The organism is Brachymonas sp. KE5 (assembly GCF_057773645.1).
Genome location: NZ_CM173463.1, coordinates 2182272 through 2197207 on the forward strand (window position 1 = coordinate 2182272; position 14936 = coordinate 2197207).

16 protein-coding genes are annotated in these 14936 nt (G+C 64.1%); 12 read left to right on the forward strand and 4 right to left on the reverse strand.

The window, feature by feature from the left end:
• The first annotated feature begins 220 nt into the window (after nucleotides 1–220).
• The 3 genes from ACX36O_RS10315 to panC all read left to right on the forward strand — a co-directional run bounded on the left by ACX36O_RS10315 (nucleotide 221) and on the right by panC (nucleotide 2611).
• Nucleotides 221–856, forward strand: a complete 636-nt coding sequence (locus ACX36O_RS10315; RefSeq protein ID WP_213361390.1) for a TetR family transcriptional regulator — start codon at nucleotides 221–223, stop codon at nucleotides 854–856.
• 94 nt (nucleotides 857–950) lie between these two features.
• Complete coding sequence (panB, locus tag ACX36O_RS10320) at nucleotides 951–1742, forward strand: 3-methyl-2-oxobutanoate hydroxymethyltransferase (RefSeq protein ID WP_213361391.1); 792 nt, start codon at nucleotides 951–953, stop codon at nucleotides 1740–1742.
• A 23-nt stretch (nucleotides 1743–1765) separates the two neighbouring features.
• Nucleotides 1766–2611 carry a pantoate--beta-alanine ligase gene (gene panC, locus ACX36O_RS10325; RefSeq protein WP_213361392.1) on the forward strand — a complete coding sequence of 282 codons (846 nt, stop codon included), beginning with the start codon at nucleotides 1766–1768 and terminating at the stop codon, nucleotides 2609–2611.
• Nucleotides 2612–2711: 100 nt separating this feature from the next.
• On the opposite strand, the gene ACX36O_RS10330 is transcribed toward panC, so the two are convergent.
• Nucleotides 2712–2870: a hypothetical protein gene (locus tag ACX36O_RS10330; protein WP_213361393.1), complete on the reverse strand. Its 159-nt coding sequence runs from the start codon at nucleotides 2868–2870 to the stop codon at nucleotides 2712–2714.
• A 174-nt stretch (nucleotides 2871–3044) separates the two neighbouring features.
• Here ACX36O_RS10330 and ACX36O_RS10335 point away from each other — a divergent pair, with 174 nt between their 5' ends.
• Together ACX36O_RS10335 and aspA are read left to right on the forward strand one after the other, a co-directional pair.
• Nucleotides 3045–4739, forward strand: coding sequence for an AarF/UbiB family protein (locus ACX36O_RS10335; protein WP_213361394.1), 1695 nt, complete (start codon nucleotides 3045–3047; stop codon nucleotides 4737–4739).
• 103 nt (nucleotides 4740–4842) lie between these two features.
• On the forward strand, nucleotides 4843–6258 hold the full coding sequence (aspA, locus tag ACX36O_RS10340) for an aspartate ammonia-lyase (protein WP_213361395.1): 1416 nt from the start codon (nucleotides 4843–4845) through the stop codon (nucleotides 6256–6258).
• 74 nt (nucleotides 6259–6332) lie between these two features.
• Here the strand turns inward: aspA and ACX36O_RS10345 are convergent, their stop codons facing one another.
• Nucleotides 6333–6974 carry a CoA transferase subunit B gene (locus ACX36O_RS10345; RefSeq protein WP_213361397.1) on the reverse strand — a complete coding sequence of 214 codons (642 nt, stop codon included), beginning with the start codon at nucleotides 6972–6974 and terminating at the stop codon, nucleotides 6333–6335.
• A gap of 21 nt (nucleotides 6975–6995) precedes the next feature.
• Nucleotides 6996–7697 (reverse strand): CoA transferase subunit A, encoded by a 702-nt coding sequence (locus ACX36O_RS10350; RefSeq protein WP_213361399.1) that lies wholly within the window; start codon nucleotides 7695–7697, stop codon nucleotides 6996–6998.
• A 73-nt stretch (nucleotides 7698–7770) separates the two neighbouring features.
• Here ACX36O_RS10350 and ACX36O_RS10355 point away from each other — a divergent pair, with 73 nt between their 5' ends.
• The gene (locus ACX36O_RS10355; RefSeq protein WP_213361401.1) at nucleotides 7771–8364 is read left to right on the forward strand and encodes a LuxR C-terminal-related transcriptional regulator; all 594 of its coding nucleotides are present in this window, start codon (nucleotides 7771–7773) and stop codon (nucleotides 8362–8364) included.
• A gap of 185 nt (nucleotides 8365–8549) precedes the next feature.
• Complete coding sequence (locus tag ACX36O_RS10360; protein ID WP_213361402.1) at nucleotides 8550–9152, forward strand: peroxidase-related enzyme; 603 nt, start codon at nucleotides 8550–8552, stop codon at nucleotides 9150–9152.
• A gap of 46 nt (nucleotides 9153–9198) precedes the next feature.
• Here ACX36O_RS10360 and ACX36O_RS10365 read toward each other — a convergent pair whose 3' ends face one another.
• Nucleotides 9199–9645, reverse strand: a complete 447-nt coding sequence (locus tag ACX36O_RS10365; protein WP_213361403.1) for an acyl-CoA thioesterase — start codon at nucleotides 9643–9645, stop codon at nucleotides 9199–9201.
• A gap of 301 nt (nucleotides 9646–9946) precedes the next feature.
• Between ACX36O_RS10365 and ACX36O_RS10370 the strand changes: the two genes are divergently transcribed.
• From ACX36O_RS10370 to pyrG, 5 genes are all read left to right on the forward strand, one after another.
• Nucleotides 9947–11638: an electron transfer flavoprotein-ubiquinone oxidoreductase gene (locus tag ACX36O_RS10370; protein WP_488359743.1), complete on the forward strand. Its 1692-nt coding sequence runs from the start codon at nucleotides 9947–9949 to the stop codon at nucleotides 11636–11638.
• A gap of 225 nt (nucleotides 11639–11863) precedes the next feature.
• On the forward strand, nucleotides 11864–12385 hold the full coding sequence (locus ACX36O_RS10375) for a pyridoxamine 5'-phosphate oxidase family protein (RefSeq protein WP_371699329.1): 522 nt from the start codon (nucleotides 11864–11866) through the stop codon (nucleotides 12383–12385).
• A 143-nt stretch (nucleotides 12386–12528) separates the two neighbouring features.
• Nucleotides 12529–12807: a type II toxin-antitoxin system RelE/ParE family toxin gene (locus ACX36O_RS10380; RefSeq protein WP_213361406.1), complete on the forward strand. Its 279-nt coding sequence runs from the start codon at nucleotides 12529–12531 to the stop codon at nucleotides 12805–12807.
• A 14-nt stretch (nucleotides 12808–12821) separates the two neighbouring features.
• Complete coding sequence (locus ACX36O_RS10385; protein ID WP_371698739.1) at nucleotides 12822–13112, forward strand: HigA family addiction module antitoxin; 291 nt, start codon at nucleotides 12822–12824, stop codon at nucleotides 13110–13112.
• Nucleotides 13113–13241: 129 nt separating this feature from the next.
• A complete protein-coding gene (gene pyrG / locus ACX36O_RS10390) occupies nucleotides 13242–14909 on the forward strand; it encodes a CTP synthase (protein ID WP_488359744.1) in 1668 nt (555 codons plus the stop codon).
• Nucleotides 14910–14936: the final 27 nt, after the last annotated feature.

Sequence of the window (14936 nt, forward strand, 5' to 3'; positions counted from 1 at the left end):
AGGCCGCAACAAAATCCCGGTGGTATGTGCATTGTGCGTGCAAACCGCGGCAGGGCCGCAGAAAAACAACGCAAAAGGGGTCAGCATCTGACCCCGTCTTCTTCTGCACAATAGCGCCGGCAAATTATACATACACACTTGTATGTTTCTACTGCCTCAATGCTAAAATGCCCCTTTGCCAACCCCGGCAATTGTTGCCGTTCCCCCATTTTTCTGTACCGTGAAAAGAACCCGCGAGGAAGCCCTACAGACCCGTCAGGCCCTGCTTGACGCCGCCTTGGAAGTATTCCATGCGCGCGGCGTGGCCCGCGCCTCGCTGGACGAAATCGCGCGGACCGCCGGCGTCACGCGCGGCGCGCTCTACTGGCACTTCCGCAACAAGGAAGACCTGTTCGACGCCCTGTGCCAGCTGCACTTCGCCGAAATCCGCGCCAAGCTCTTCTGCGAGGACGGCGCCATCAACCCGCAGGCCTGGAACATCCTGATCGACTCCTGCATCGCCTATTACCGGCGTCTGGCCGATGACCCTGCCTTGTGCAAGTTCGCCGCGGTGCTGCATCTCAAGTGCGAGGCCACCCCGGGCAACGAAGGCATTCTGCGCGTTCTGGCCAGCCATCGCGATATCTGGCGCCAGCACATGCGCAGCGCCATCCAGTCCGGCCAGCACCACGGCATGCTGCCGGCCGATCTGGATCCGGATCTGGCCCAGGCCGCCCTCATGTCCAGCCTGTTCGGCCTCACCGCGCTGTGGCTGTCCGAACCGCAGCGGCTCGACCTGCGCAACTGCGCCGAAACCCTGGTGCGCACCTGGGCCGGCATGTTGTCGCACAGCCCCCATTTGCGCCGTCCTCTCTGATATCCTCTGCTCCGGTTGCACACAAGGCGCGCCGCGGTACTACAATCCGCGCTCTGTTGCAGCCATCCGCGATAACGGCAAGGAGAGAGGTTTCATGAAACACACCATCACCACCCTGCAGAAGATGAAGGCAGAAGGCAACAAGATTGCCATGCTGACCTGCTACGACGCCAGCTTCGCCAGCCTGATGAGCCAGTGCGGCGTGGACATGCTGCTGGTGGGCGATTCGCTCGGCATGGTGGTGCAGGGTGCCGGCAGCACGCTGCCCGTCACCCTGGACGACATGGTCTACCACACGCGCTGCGTGGCGCGCGGCGCCGGCAATGCGCTGGTGCTGGCCGACCTGCCCTTCGGCAGCTACCAGCAGAGCAAGGAGCAGGCCTTTGCCAGCTCGGTCGCGCTGATGCAGGCCGGTGCCGAAATGGTCAAGCTCGAAGGCGGCGCCTTCATGGCTGAAACCATTGCCTTCCTGGTGGCGCGCGGCATTCCGGTGTGCGCGCATATCGGCCTCACGCCCCAGTCCGTCAACACCCTGGGCGGCTACCGCGTGCAGGGTCGCGACGACATCCAGGCCGCGCTGCTGCTGCAGGATGCCCGCATCCTGACCGAAGCCGGCGCGCACATGCTGCTGATGGAGATGGTGCCCGCCGCGCTGGCTGGCGAAGTCTCGCGCAGCATTGCCGTGCCCACCATCGGCATCGGCGCCGGCCCCGACACCGACGGCCAGGTGCTGGTGGTGCATGACATGCTGGATGTGTACCCCGGCAAGAAGGCCCGCTTCGTCAAGAACTTCATGGCCGAGGCTGGCACGATCCAGAACGCCGTGACACACTACGTGCAGCAGGTCAAGGCCGGCTCCTTCCCTGCACCCGAGCATTGCTACTGATCTGATCCCCACGGAGGTCTTTCATGCAGATCCTGACCACAGTCGCCGAGTTGCGCGCCTGGCGCAAGCAGGCTGGCCATGTCGCCTTTGTGCCCACCATGGGCAACCTGCATTCGGGCCACATTGCGCTCTGCCATGAAGCGCGCAAACAGGCCACGACCCAAGGCGGCCAGGTGATCGTCTCGATCTTCGTCAACCCGATCCAGTTCGGCCCCAACGAAGACCTGAGCAAGTACCCGCGCACCTTCGATGCCGACTGCGACAAGCTGCGCGCCGCCGGCGTCGATGCGGTGTTTCACCCCGGCGTGGAAGACCTGTACCCGCACGGGCCGCAGCAGTACTTCGTCGAGCCCCCCGAGCTGCAGAGCCGCCTGTGCGGCGAATTCCGGCCGGGGCACTTCCGCGGCGTGGCCACGGTGGTCACCAAACTGTTCAACCTGGTGCAGCCCGACGTGGCCATCTTCGGCAAGAAGGATTACCAGCAGCTCAAGGTGATCGAAGGCATGGTGCGCGACCTGAACATGCCGGTCGAGATTGTCGGCATCGACACCGAACGCGCCGAGGACGGACTGGCGCTCTCCTCGCGCAACGGCTACCTGAGCGAACGCGAACGCGCCGAAGCGCCGCAGTTGCGCCGCACGCTGGAGGGCATCCGTTCCGCCGTGGAAGGCGGCGAACGCAACTATGCTGCCCTCTGCGCCAACGCCAGCAGCATCCTGGATGCGCGTGGCTGGAAAACCGACTACATCGTCATCGCCAATCGCGGCGACCTGCTGCCCGCCACGGCGGACGACCGCGCGCTGGTGGTACTTGCCGCGTCACAACTGGGCCGCGCACGCCTGATCGACAACCTCGAGATCGACGCCTGAACCAGCACAAAAAAGGCGACTGCCTGAACCCTCCTCGACAGGAAGGGCTCAGGCAGTCGCCTTTTGCATGGGGTTTGGCCGCCGCTGGCAGCCGCGCCCATCAACCCTGGTGCGGACGCTTGCCGGGGTTCTTCTTGCTGCGGGTGTGGGAGCCGCGCTCCAGGCTGCTGCGCTGGCCAGCGCCAATCTTGACGCGGGGTGCGCCCGGCAGCGGCTTGGTGGCTTTGCGGTCGGCTTCGGTAACGATCTTGTTGCCCATGATGGAGTCCTGTCCTGAAATTATGTTGGTGTGAAACTTTCCATTTTACTGCATCAGGCAAGTTATCGCCATGCCTGCGCAAAAAACAGGCATGCATTGTTTCCGTCACCTCTTCGCGCGGCCTGTCACGCACAGGCGCTAGACTGGAGTCGGCCCATTCCATCCCAGCCCGCCATGACTCCTCTCCCTTCCGAAGCTGATCACGCCCTTGCCCTCGACGCCGAATGGCTTGCCGCTCTCGGCATCGGCAGCCTGCTGCCCCGCTCGCTCAGCCAGTGGGAGCCGCTGGTGCTCGAAGGCCTGGCCCGCTTCCTCAACGCCCTGCCCGCTGCCCGTATCGAGGCTCTGGTGCAGGCCCAGTTCCAGCTCGGCCTGGACGCTCCGCTGCCCGCACGCATCACCACCCTGCTGCTGCAATGCCCCACGCTGCACAAGCTGGGGCAGGTACTGGCACGGCAGAAGCACCTGCCGCAGGAGCTGCGCGACCAGTTGCGCCAGCTCGAGTCCACACCGGCGCGCACCGATGCCTCGGTAGTGGCCGCGCTGGTGCATGATCTCCGCACCCTGGTAGCCGGCTCTGCAACACCCGCTCCGGGCCTGCAGATCGATGCCGCTCCGCTGGCCGAAGGCAGCGTGGCCCTGGTGCTGCCCTTCCGCTGGCACGATGCAGACGGCGAGCAGCATGGCGTCTTCAAGGTGCTGCGCCCCGGCGTGGCCCGGCAGCTGGACGAAGAACTCTCCACCCTGCCCGCCATCGCGCAATTCCTGCAACAGCGCGGCGCAGAGCTGCAACTGCCTGCCCTCGATTACGCCGGCACGCTCGACAGCGTGGCCCGCCTGCTGCGCGAAGAAATCCAGCTCGAGCGCGAGCAAACCCACCTGCAGGCCGCGCATGCCTTCTACTCCCGCACGCCCGCCATCCATATTCCGCGCGTGCTGCCCTGGAGCACTTCCTGGGTCACGGCCATGGAGTGCATCCATGGCCAGCCGCTGGCCGAAGCGGACCTGCCTCCGCCCGAGCGCCAGCGCCTGGCCCGTATCGCCATCGATGCCCTGCTGGCACAGCCCTTCTGGTCTCCGGCAGACCCGAGCCTGTTCCATGGCGACCTGCATGGCGGCAACCTGATGCTCACCGAGCAGGGCCGGCTGGCCGTGCTGGACTGGGCCCTGATCGCCCCCATGCCCAAGTCCGCGCGCGAAGCCGTGGTGGCCGCCATGATCGGCGGCATCACGCTGGATGCTGCACAGGTACGCAGCGCCGTGGCACGCCTCGGCAACATCCCGCCGGACGACCCTGCCCTGATAGCGCATGTGGAGCAGGCCCTGAACCGTCTGGTGCGCCCCGCCACCGCCCAGGCTGCCTTCCCTTCACCTGCTGCACACCCTGTTGCGCCGCACCTGCGCTTCCCGCACGCGACTCTGCCGCATCTTGCGCTGTCGCCCTTCCCCGTTCCGCAACTGGCCGGTTTCGACTGGCTGCTCGGCCTGCTCGATCAGCTCGCACTCGACGGCCATATCCAGGTCGATCCCAGCCTGTCGCTGTTCCGCAAGACCTGGCTCTCGCTCGCCGGCGTGCTGGCGGACCTGGGCGGCGAAGTCTCGCCCGATCTGCCGCTGATCCAGCGCGGCCTGGCGCAACTGCTGGCCGAATGGCCGCGCCGCACGCTGGCCGGCCCGCGGGACGCCAGCGCGCTGGGCACCCATGTCTCCAATGCCCAGCTGGCCGGTGCGCTGATGTCCGCCAGCCTCAGCGGCTGGCAGTGGGCCTGGCGCACAGGAGCCCTGTTCTGGTCCGCCGCATCACCGCCATCGGATCAAGCGAGTACACCCACGCCCGCCGCTCCCCCTGACATCCGGACTTCCCCCTAAAGCCTTCCCATTCCCCTTCGCACCCCTGCCAGCCAAAAACCATGCTCTTTCGTGCGAATTGCCCTCTTTCGCAAAATCAGGATTTATTGATGAAAGCACTCCGATGACAGCAACCCGTCTGGAACATGATCTGCTCGGCGACCGCGAGGTCCCCGCTTCCGCCTACTACGGCGTCCACACCCTGCGCGCGCAGGAAAACTTCCAGATTTCAGGGGTCACGGTAGCCACCATGCCCGAACTGATCGTGGCGCTGGCTGCCGTCAAGGCCGCCGCTGCCAAGGCCAACAACGAACTCGGCCTGCTGCCCAAGAACCAGTGCGACGCCATCGTTGCCGCCTGCGCCGAAATCCGCAGCGGCGCGCTGCATGACCAGTTCGTGGTCGACGTGATCCAGGGCGGCGCCGGCACCTCCACCAACATGAACGCCAACGAGGTCGTCTGCAACCGCGCGCTCGAACTGATGGGCCACCAGCGCGGCGAATACCAGTACCTGCACCCCAACGAGCAGGTCAACATGGCGCAAAGCACCAACGACGTCTACCCCACCGCCATCCGCATTGCCACCTGCTTCGCCATCAAGAGCCTGCTGGCAGCCATGGCGCACCTGCGCGACACCTTCGCCGCAAAAGCGGAAGAATTCTCCGGCCTGCTCAAGATCGGCCGCACCCAGCTGCAGGATGCCGTGCCCATGACGCTGGGCCAGGAATTCTCCACCTACGCCGTCATGCTCGAGGAAGACATGGCGCGCCTGATCCGCGTCGAAGTGCTGGTTCGCGAAATCAACCTGGGCGCGACCGCCATCGGCACCGGCATCACGGCCCACCCCGAATACGCCGCCAAGGCCCTGCACCACCTGCGCGAGATCACCGGCCTGGACCTGTCCACCGCCCCCAACCTGATCGAGGCCACGCAGGACTGCGGCGACTTCGTGCAGCTCTCCGGCGTGCTCAAGCGCATCGCCGTCAAGATCTCCAAGATCTGCAACGACCTGCGCCTGCTCTCCAGCGGCCCGCGCGCCGGCTTCGGCGAGATCAACCTGCCGCCCATGCAGGCCGGCTCCTCCATCATGCCCGGCAAGGTCAACCCGGTGATCCCCGAAGTGGTCAACCAGGTCGCCTTCGAAGTGTTCGGCAACGACGTCACCGTCACCTTCGCGGCCGAGGGCGGCCAATTGCAGCTCAACGCTTTCGAGCCCGTCATCATGAACGCCCTGTCGCGCAGTCTCACGCTGCTCACCACCGGCTGCATGACGCTGGCCGACCGCTGCGTGGCCGGCATCACCGCCAACGAGGAACGCCTGCGCGAGAATATCGAGCGCTCCATCGCCCTGGTGACCGCACTCAACCCCATCATCGGCTACAAGCAGGCCACCGACATCGCCACCGAAGCCTTCACCCACGGCCGCAACGTGCGCGACATCGTGCTGCAGAAGCAGCTGATGTCCGAAGAGGAGCTGAACGAGGCGCTGCGCCACGAGATGCTCACGCAGCCGCGCGAATACGCGAAGAAGCTGGGCTGACACACCGACGCAGCGCCCAACAAGAAACCCGCGCTCGCAAGAGTCGCGGGTTTCCTGTTTTGGGCAGTTGCCGATTACTGGATCAGCGGCACACCCGTCTTGGACTGCACTTCCTCGAAGGTCACTTCCGGCGCCAGTTCCAGCACCTTCAGACCTTCCGGCGTCACGTCGAACACGCCCAGGTCGGTGATGATCATGTCCACCACGCCCACGCCGGTCAGCGGCAGCGTGCACTCGGGCAGGATCTTCAGGTCGGTAGTGCCGTCCTTCTTGCGCGCCACGTGCTCCATCAGCACGATCACACGCTTCACTCCGGCCACCAGGTCCATGGCGCCGCCCATGCCCTTGACCATCTTGCCCGGAATCATCCAGTTGGCCAGGTCACCCTTGGCCGTCACCTGCATGGCGCCCAGGATGGACAGGTTGATCTTGCCGCCACGAATCATGGCGAAAGACTGGTCGCTGCCGAAAATGGAAGAGCCCTTCAGCGTCGTCACGGTCTGCTTGCCGGCGTTGATCAGGTCGGCGTCCACCTCGTCTTCGGACGGGAACGGGCCGATGCCCAGCATGCCGTTCTCGCTCTGCAGCCACACTTCCTTGTCGTGCGGCACGTGGTTGGCCACCAGCGTGGGAATGCCGATACCGAGGTTCACATAGAAGCCGTCCTGCAGCTCCTGGGCTGCGCGCGCAGCCATTTGGTCTTGGGTCCAAGCCATGATGATGTCTCCTGAATTGCTTTACTTGTGATCGCGGATGGTGCGCTTCTCGATGCGCTTTTCGGGCGTGGGGTTGTGCACGATGCGGTGCACGTAGATGCCGGGCAGGTGCACGTCATCGGGAGCGATTTCGCCGTTGGCCACGATGCGCTCGACTTCCACGATGCAGATCTTGCCGGCGGTGGCAGCAGCCGGGTTGAAGTTGCGCGCCGTCAGGTTGAAACGGAGGTTGCCGCTGCGGTCGGCCACGTCGGCCTTGATCAGCGACACCTCGGGGAACAGGCCATGCTCCATCACATAGGTTTCACCGTTGAACTCGCGCAGTTCCTTGCCTTCGGCCACCAGCGTGCCCACGCCGGTCTTGGTGAAGAAGGCCGGGATGCCGGCGCCGCCCGCGCGCAGCTTCTCGGCCAGCGTGCCCTGCGGCGTAAATTCCAGTTCCAGTTCGCCGGCCAGGTACTGGCGCTCGAACTCCTTGTTCTCACCCACGTAGGAGGAGATCATCTTCTTGATCTGGCGCGTTTCCAGCAGCTTGCCCAGGCCAAAGCCGTCCACGCCGGCGTTGTTGGAGATGACGGTCAGATCCTTCACGCCGCTGGCGCACAGGGCGTCGATCAGCGCTTCGGGGATGCCGCACAGGCCGAAGCCGCCCACGGCCAGCAGCTGGCCATCCTTCACCACGCCCTTGAGCGCTTCTTCAGCGCTCGGATAAATCTTGTTCACGCTTGTCTCCTGATTTGAGTTGAGGTTTGGAAAGCATTACGATACTACGTATTGAACTACGTAGTATTGCGTAATGGACACCCCTGATCTGCCCCCGGCCAATGCCGACTACCGCTGGGCTTTCGAGCTGGCACCCATCGGGCTGATTCTGTCACGCGACCGTGTCATTGTCGATTGCAACCAGCAAGTGTGTACCCTGTTTGACACCGACCGCGAAACCCTGATCGGCCAGACCTTCGCCATCCTCTATCCGAGCGTGGACGAGTACCACCGCACCGGCGAACGCATCGCCCAGCCGCTGATGAAGCACGGCAGCTACCGCGACGAGCGCATCATGCGCCGCGTCGGCGGCCGCTGTGCCGGGCAGATGTTCTGGTGCCGTGTATCGGGCCGCGCGCTCGACCGGCTGCACCCGCACGCCGCCGGCATCTGGAGCTTCGAGGACATCGACAGCCGCCCGCCCCCTGCCGCGGAAGGCAGCACCCTCACCCCGCGTGAGCGCGAAGTGGCCAGCCAGCTGCTGCACGGCCTCACCTCCAAGGAAATCGGCCGCATCCTCGGCCTGAGTCACCGCACCGTGGAGATCCATCGCGCCAGCCTGATGCGCAAGTACTGCACCGCCACCACCGCCGCGCTGGTGCAGAAACTGCTGGCAGGCATGCCGTGAATGCCTGCACTCCGGTTGCTCGTTCTTGACCAAGGCAATTCCGGTCACACCTGCTGCCACCTGACACCAGGCGCCCCTTGGCATTGCCTGCCCCAAATTGACGTAAACGGCAAGTCGGGGAAGTCCTCCGCAAGCTCCTCCATCCCTGCGCCCTATGATCGGATTCCTCCGAAAGACAAAGACGCATGACCCCCGACCGCTACCCCCACCCTCCACTCGAGAACCTGCCCGAGGACATTCGCACCGCCATCCTCGCGGTGCAGGAAAAATCCGGTTTCGTCCCCAACGTGTTCCTGGCGCTGGCGCGCCGCCCGGCCGAATGGCGCGCCTTCTTCGCCTACCACGACGCCCTGATGGACCCTGCCAGCGTGGGCCGCAGCAGCAACCTGAGCAAGGGCGACCGCGAGATGATCGTCACCGTCACCAGCGCCGCCAACCAGTGCCTGTACTGCGTGGTGGCGCACGGCGCGCTGCTGCGCATCTTCGAGAAGAAGCCGCTGGTGGCCGACCAGGTCGCCGTCAACTATCGCAAGGCCGACATCACGCCGCGCCAGCGCGCCATCCTCGACTTTGCGATGAAGGTCTGCACCGCCTCGCATACCGTGGAAGACGCCGACTTCGACGCCCTGCATGCGCACGGCCTGGACGACGACGACATCTGGGACATCGCCGGCATCACGGCCTTCTTCGGCATGAGCAACCGTATCGCCAGCTTCGCCGGCATGATGCCCAACCCCGAGTTCTACCTGCTGGGCCGCACGCCGCGCAAGCCGAAGGCCGACGCCTGAGCCGGTGGCAGGCCCGCCGGGCCGTGCCTGGTAGCGCCCTCCCGGATTACGCCGGTTGCTGCTCCGGCAGTGCCTGGTTCAGGAGCTCCAGCACCCACTGCGGCAGGCGCACCGATTTCTGCGCCGCGTAGTTCACCCACACCATGGTGCAGCCGCCATCGGCCACGATCCTGCCGGGCTGGTCGGTGCGCTCCATGGTCATCCATACGTCGCATGAGCTGCGCCCCACGTTGCTGATGTACTGGCGGATCAGCAAATCGCCCGGGTACTCGACCTGGCTGAAGAAGTTGCAGAACACGTTGACCACCACCGGCCCCTCGCCGCCCTCCACCATGCTGCGACCGCCTTCGGTCAGCCAGCGCACGCGCGCCTCCTCGAAATAGCGGAAGTACACGGTGTTGTTGATATGGCCCAGCGCATCCATGTCTCCCCAGCGGATCGGCATGGTGGTGACGTGCACCGGTTTCTTGTCTTCAGGCAGCAGCAGTTTCATGGGAACTTCGTGATGAGAAAAGGAAATCGGAAAAGCCCGGCAATAGTTTACGTTAACGTAAACTGCAAAAAGGTTGCAGGCCAGCGACTGGATTTGTCCATTTTTGCAGCGCAACATCGGTCTTGCAGGCAATTCTCTCTACAATCAGATACAGCCATACTGCCCGTCGGGTTGTTTGCGCACGCCCGGTTTATTTCCGCAAGCGCCATTGTGCCCCAGGAGAGCCGTGTCGCGCAGGCATTTGCACTGCCCCGGCCTGCATCCGCAGCAGTACCCTTTCCTAGTGATCTGGAGACTATCCATGACCCCTCAACAAATCCTCGAACAGTACGGCCCGCGCGAATCCATGGAATACGACGTGGTGATCGTGGGCGGCGGCCCTGCCGGCCTGTCCACCGCCATCCGCCTGAAGCAGCTGGCTGCAGAAAAAGGCACCGACGTGTCCGTGGTCGTGCTCGAAAAAGGCTCCGAGCCCGGCGCGCACATCCTCTCCGGCGCCACCTTCGACCCGCGCGCCCTCAATGAACTGATCCCCGACTGGAAGGAAAAGGGCGCTCCGCTGAACCAGCCCGTGGTGGCCGACACCTTCCTGCAGCTCACCGAGAAGGGCGCCAGCCGCATGCCCAACTTCATGCTGCCCAAGTGCTTCGACAACCACGGCAACTACATCATCAGCCTGGCCGACCTCACCCGCTGGCTGGCCCAGCAGGCCGAAGCGCTGGAAGTGGAAATCTTCCCCGGCTTCGCCGCTGCCGAAGTGCTGTTCAACGAAGACGGCTCCGTCAAGGGCGTGGCCACCGGCAACATGGGCATCAACAAGGAAGGCGAGCCCACCGAGAACTTCCAGCTCGGCATGGAACTGCATGCCAAGTACACCGTCTTCGCCGAAGGCTGCCGCGGCCACCTGGGCAAGCAGATGATCGAGCGCTTCAAGCTCGACGCCGGCAAGGATCCGCAGGCCTACGGCATCGGCATCAAGGAACTGTGGGAAGTCGATCCTTCCAAGCACGAACCGGGTCTGGTGCTGCACACCGCCGGCTGGCCGCTGGACGCCGACACCTACGGCGGCTCCTTCATGTACCACATGGCCGACAACAAGGTCATCGTCGGTTTCGTGGTCGGCCTGGACTACCAGAACCCCTGGCTGAGCCCGTTCGAGGAATTCCAGCGCTTCAAGACGCACCCCAACATCAAGTGGTACTTCACCGACAAGGACGGCAACGTCAACGCCAAGCGCCTCGAGTACGGCGCGCGCGCCATCACGGCCGGCGGCCTGCTGTCGCTGCCCAAATTCGTGTTCCCGGGTGCCGCCCTGGTGGGTGACGACGCCGGCTTCCTCAACGCCAGCCGCATCAAGGGCAGCCACGCCGCCATCAAGACCGGCGCCATGGCCGCCGAGGCTGCCTACGAGGCCATCACCTCCGGCCGCCAGCACGACGAACTGAGCGCCTACACCGCCGCCTTCGAGAACAGCTGGCTGTACGACGAACTGAACAAGTCGCGCAACTTCAAGTACTGGTTCCACAAGGGCCGTGACGTCGCCACCATCATGACCGGTATCGAGCAAAAGCTGTTCGGCGGCAACATGCCCTGGACCGTGCACCGCACGCACCCCGACCACGCCGCGCTCAAGCCGGCGGCCGAGTGCCCGAAGATCGACTATCCGAAACCGGACGGCAAGCTCACCTTCGACCGCCTGAGCAGCGTGTTCATTGCCAACGTCAGCCATGAGGAAAACCAGCCGGCCCACCTCACGCTGAAAGACCCGAGCGTGCCCGTCAACGTCAACCTGGCCAAGTACGCCGGCCCCGAGGCCCGCTACTGCCCGGCCGGCGTGTACGAGTTCGTCGAGGCCGAAGGCGGTGGCCAGCGCCTGCAGATCAATGCCGCCAACTGCGTGCACTGCAAGACCTGCGACATCAAGGACCCGACCCAGAACATCGTCTGGGTAACGCCGGAAGGCGGCGGCGGCCCGAACTACGGCAGCATGTAAGCGCCCCTGCGCAGCAAAGCCGGCTCCCGGAGCCGGCTTTGTTGTTTCTGGATGAGGGGCCTGCATGGCGGCGCATGCCCCCTGCTGCCCCCGCCACCTGCCAGTTCCACCTCTAGCGGGCCACGAGGGCTCTGGTCCTACGCCTGCGTCCGGCACGGGCCTGCGGCCCCGGCACGCCAGCTGCGCTCCAATGGGTATTCCCAAACAGACCCCAGGAGCAAACTCATGGCTGACATGGACCAACAACCGCGCGAAGACCTCAGCGGAGAAGCCGCCTGCAGGAAGATCCGCGAGCTCGCCAAGGATGCACGCATGTGCATGCTGGCCACCGACGTGACGGACTATCCCGGCGACGTGCGCCCGATGGCGATCCAGAAGGTGGAAGACGACGGCACGTTCTGGTTCCTGAGCTCGGGTGCCAGCGAGAAGAACGGCGACATCGCGCATGATGCGCGGGTGATCCTCACGATACAGAACGACGAGAAATACGAATATCTGGCCCTCTCCGGCGTGGCCTCGGTGCACACCGACCGTGTCACGATCGACAAATACTGGACCGATTACGCCAATGCCTGGTTCGATGGCAAGGACGATCCCCGTATCACCGTCATCTGCGTCAAGCCCGTCGATGGCCACTACTGGCAGACCCATTCGGGCAAGGTCATGTCCTTCATCAAGACGAGCCTGTCTGCCATCACCGGCAGCAAGACCAGCGATGGCGGTGTGGATGGGGATTTGAAGGTGTGAGAGAAATCTTTCGATTAATTAATTCTTAAGTATGATAAATTAAAAGCCGGAGCGGATATATCCGGCTTTTTCTCTTATTTTTTACTATTCAAATCTGTTGTCCATCCACTTGCCACCTGTATACGATATGTATACAATCCATCGTGATCCGCAGCCTCCTTCACAAAGGCCTTGAAGCCTTCTACCAAACTGGCAGCAAGGCAGGCATCCGTCCGGATCATGCCCGGCGCCTGCAGTTGCAGTTGACCTCGCTGGATCATGCCAGCAAACCCGAAGACATGGCCGTACCAGGCTGGAAGTTGCATGCTCTGAAAGGCTCGCTGGCCGGCCATTGGGCCATTACGGTCAATGGCAACTGGCGTCTGACCTTCCGCTTTGTGGGCCAGGACGTCGAACTGGTTGACTATCAGGACTATCATTGACAGGAGAAACAGCAATGACCCGCATGCACAACCCCGCCCACCCCGGCGCCGTGCTGAAGGAATGGCTGGGGGATGTCAGCGTGACGCAGGCTGCGCTTCGTCTGGGCGTTACGCGCGCCTATCTGTCTCGTATCCTCAACGAGCACGCCGGCATCAGCGCCGACATGGCGCTGCGCCTGGAAGCCCTGCTCGGCACCAGCGCCGATATGTGGATCGGCATGCAGGGTGCCTATGATCTGTGGCAGGCCGAACAGAAGCCCCGACCCAAGATTGTGCCGTTGCATGCGGCTGTTCGGGCGCGTTAAGCCGCCAGTCAAGAGCCCTGCGCTTTCCCGGCCGTGGTGCGGGCAAGCCGGGGCACATTCCTCCCGCCCGGCCTTGCCCTTTATAATTGGAATTTCCCACCACGCGGGTTCACTCACCCGCTTCTGGCCATGACCACCAAATTCGTCTTCGTCACCGGCGGTGTCGTGTCTTCGCTCGGCAAAGGCATCGCCTCGGCGTCCCTGGCTGCCATTCTCGAATCGCGCGGCCTCAAAGTCACCCTTATCAAGCTCGATCCCTACATCAACGTCGACCCGGGCACCATGAGCCCATTCCAGCACGGCGAGGTGTTCGTCACCGACGACGGCGCCGAAACCGACCTCGACCTGGGCCACTATGAGCGTTTCATTGAAACGCGCATGAAGCAGAGCAACAACTTCACCACCGGCCGCATCTACCAGAGCGTGCTTGAGAAGGAACGCCGCGGCGACTATCTCGGCAAGACGGTGCAGGTGATTCCGCACGTCACCAACGAGATTCAGGAATACATCAAGCGCGGTGCCGGCATCGGCACGGCCGATGCGGTGGATGTGGCCATCGTTGAAATCGGCGGCACTGTGGGCGACATCGAATCCCTGCCCTTCCTGGAAGCCGTGCGCCAGCTGAGCCTGCGCCTGGGCCCCAACATGGCGGCGTTTGTCCATCTCACCTATCTGCCCTACATTGCGGCCGCCGGCGAGCTCAAGACCAAGCCGACCCAGCACACGGTGCAGAAGCTGCGCGAAATCGGCATCCAGCCCGACGCCCTGCTGTGCCGCGCCGACCGCAAGGTGCCGGAAGAGGAACGCGAGAAGATCAGCCTGTTCACCAACGTGCCCGAGTGGGGCGTGATCAGCATGTGGGACGTGGACACCATCTACAAGGTGCCGCGCATGCTGCATGAGCAGGGTCTGGACGGCCTGATCTGCGACAAGTTGCGCATCCACACCCAGCCGGCCAGCCTCAAGCGCTGGGACGATCTGGTGTACGAGTTGCAGCACCCGCAGCACACGGTGCAGGTGGCCATGGTTGGCAAATACGTGGATCTGTCGGACAGCTACAAGTCGCTCAACGAGGCGCTGCGCCATGCCGGCATGAAGAACCACACCAAGGTGGCAATCACCTACCTGGATTCCGAAACACTGACGCCCGCCAACGTGGCCGACCAGCTCAAGCCCTTCGACGCCATTCTGGTGCCGGGCGGCTTCGGCAAGCGCGGCGTGGAAGGCAAGATCGCCGCCGCCCGCTATGCCCGCGAGAACAAGGTGCCCTACCTCGGCATCTGCCTGGGCATGCAGGTGGCCACCATCGAATACGCCCGCCACATGGCCGGCCTGACGGATGCCAACAGTACCGAATTCGAGCCCCACTGCAAGCACCCGGTGATCGCCCTGATCGACGAGTGGCAGGACGCCGAAGGCAACATCCAGACGCGCCATGAAGGCAGCGACCTGGGCGGCACCATGCGCCTGGGCGCGCAGAGCTCCGACGTGGCCGGCGGCACGCTGGCACACAGCATCTACGGCGACGTGGTCACCGAGCGCCACCGCCACCGCTACGAGGCCAACACCCAGTATCTGGACCAGCTGCGCAAGGCTGGCCTGGTGATCTCCGCGCTGACGCAGCGCGAGCACCTGACCGAGATCGTCGAGCTGCCGCAGGACGTGCACCCCTGGTACATGGGCGTGCAGTTCCACCCGGAATTCAAGTCCACGCCGTGGGACGGCCACCCGCTGTTCAACGCCTACATCAAGGCCGCGCTGAAACACCAGCAGGCCGAGGCAACGGCTCCGGCCTGATCCGGCAACACCCGACCTTCCGCACGT

Bases quoted from the DNA above. Each gene is read 5' to 3' on its own strand.
- ACX36O_RS10370 (WP_488359743.1), top strand. From the start codon at position 9,947: ATGACCCCTCAACAAATCCTCGAACAGTACGGCCCGCGCGAATCCATG.
- ACX36O_RS10330 (WP_213361393.1), bottom strand. From the start codon at position 2,870: ATGGGCAACAAGATCGTTACCGAAGCCGACCGCAAAGCCACCAAGCCG.
- pyrG (WP_488359744.1), top strand. From the start codon at position 13,242: ATGACCACCAAATTCGTCTTCGTCACCGGCGGTGTCGTGTCTTCGCTC.
- ACX36O_RS10360 (WP_213361402.1), top strand. From the start codon at position 8,550: ATGACCCCCGACCGCTACCCCCACCCTCCACTCGAGAACCTGCCCGAG.
- ACX36O_RS10345 (WP_213361397.1), bottom strand. From the start codon at position 6,974: ATGGCTTGGACCCAAGACCAAATGGCTGCGCGCGCAGCCCAGGAGCTG.
- panB (WP_213361391.1), top strand. From the start codon at position 951: ATGAAACACACCATCACCACCCTGCAGAAGATGAAGGCAGAAGGCAAC.
- ACX36O_RS10375 (WP_371699329.1), top strand. From the start codon at position 11,864: ATGGCTGACATGGACCAACAACCGCGCGAAGACCTCAGCGGAGAAGCC.
- ACX36O_RS10335 (WP_213361394.1), top strand. From the start codon at position 3,045: ATGACTCCTCTCCCTTCCGAAGCTGATCACGCCCTTGCCCTCGACGCC.
- ACX36O_RS10365 (WP_213361403.1), bottom strand. From the start codon at position 9,645: ATGAAACTGCTGCTGCCTGAAGACAAGAAACCGGTGCACGTCACCACC.
- aspA (WP_213361395.1), top strand. From the start codon at position 4,843: ATGACAGCAACCCGTCTGGAACATGATCTGCTCGGCGACCGCGAGGTC.
- ACX36O_RS10385 (WP_371698739.1), top strand. From the start codon at position 12,822: ATGACCCGCATGCACAACCCCGCCCACCCCGGCGCCGTGCTGAAGGAA.
- ACX36O_RS10355 (WP_213361401.1), top strand. From the start codon at position 7,771: ATGGACACCCCTGATCTGCCCCCGGCCAATGCCGACTACCGCTGGGCT.
- panC (WP_213361392.1), top strand. From the start codon at position 1,766: ATGCAGATCCTGACCACAGTCGCCGAGTTGCGCGCCTGGCGCAAGCAG.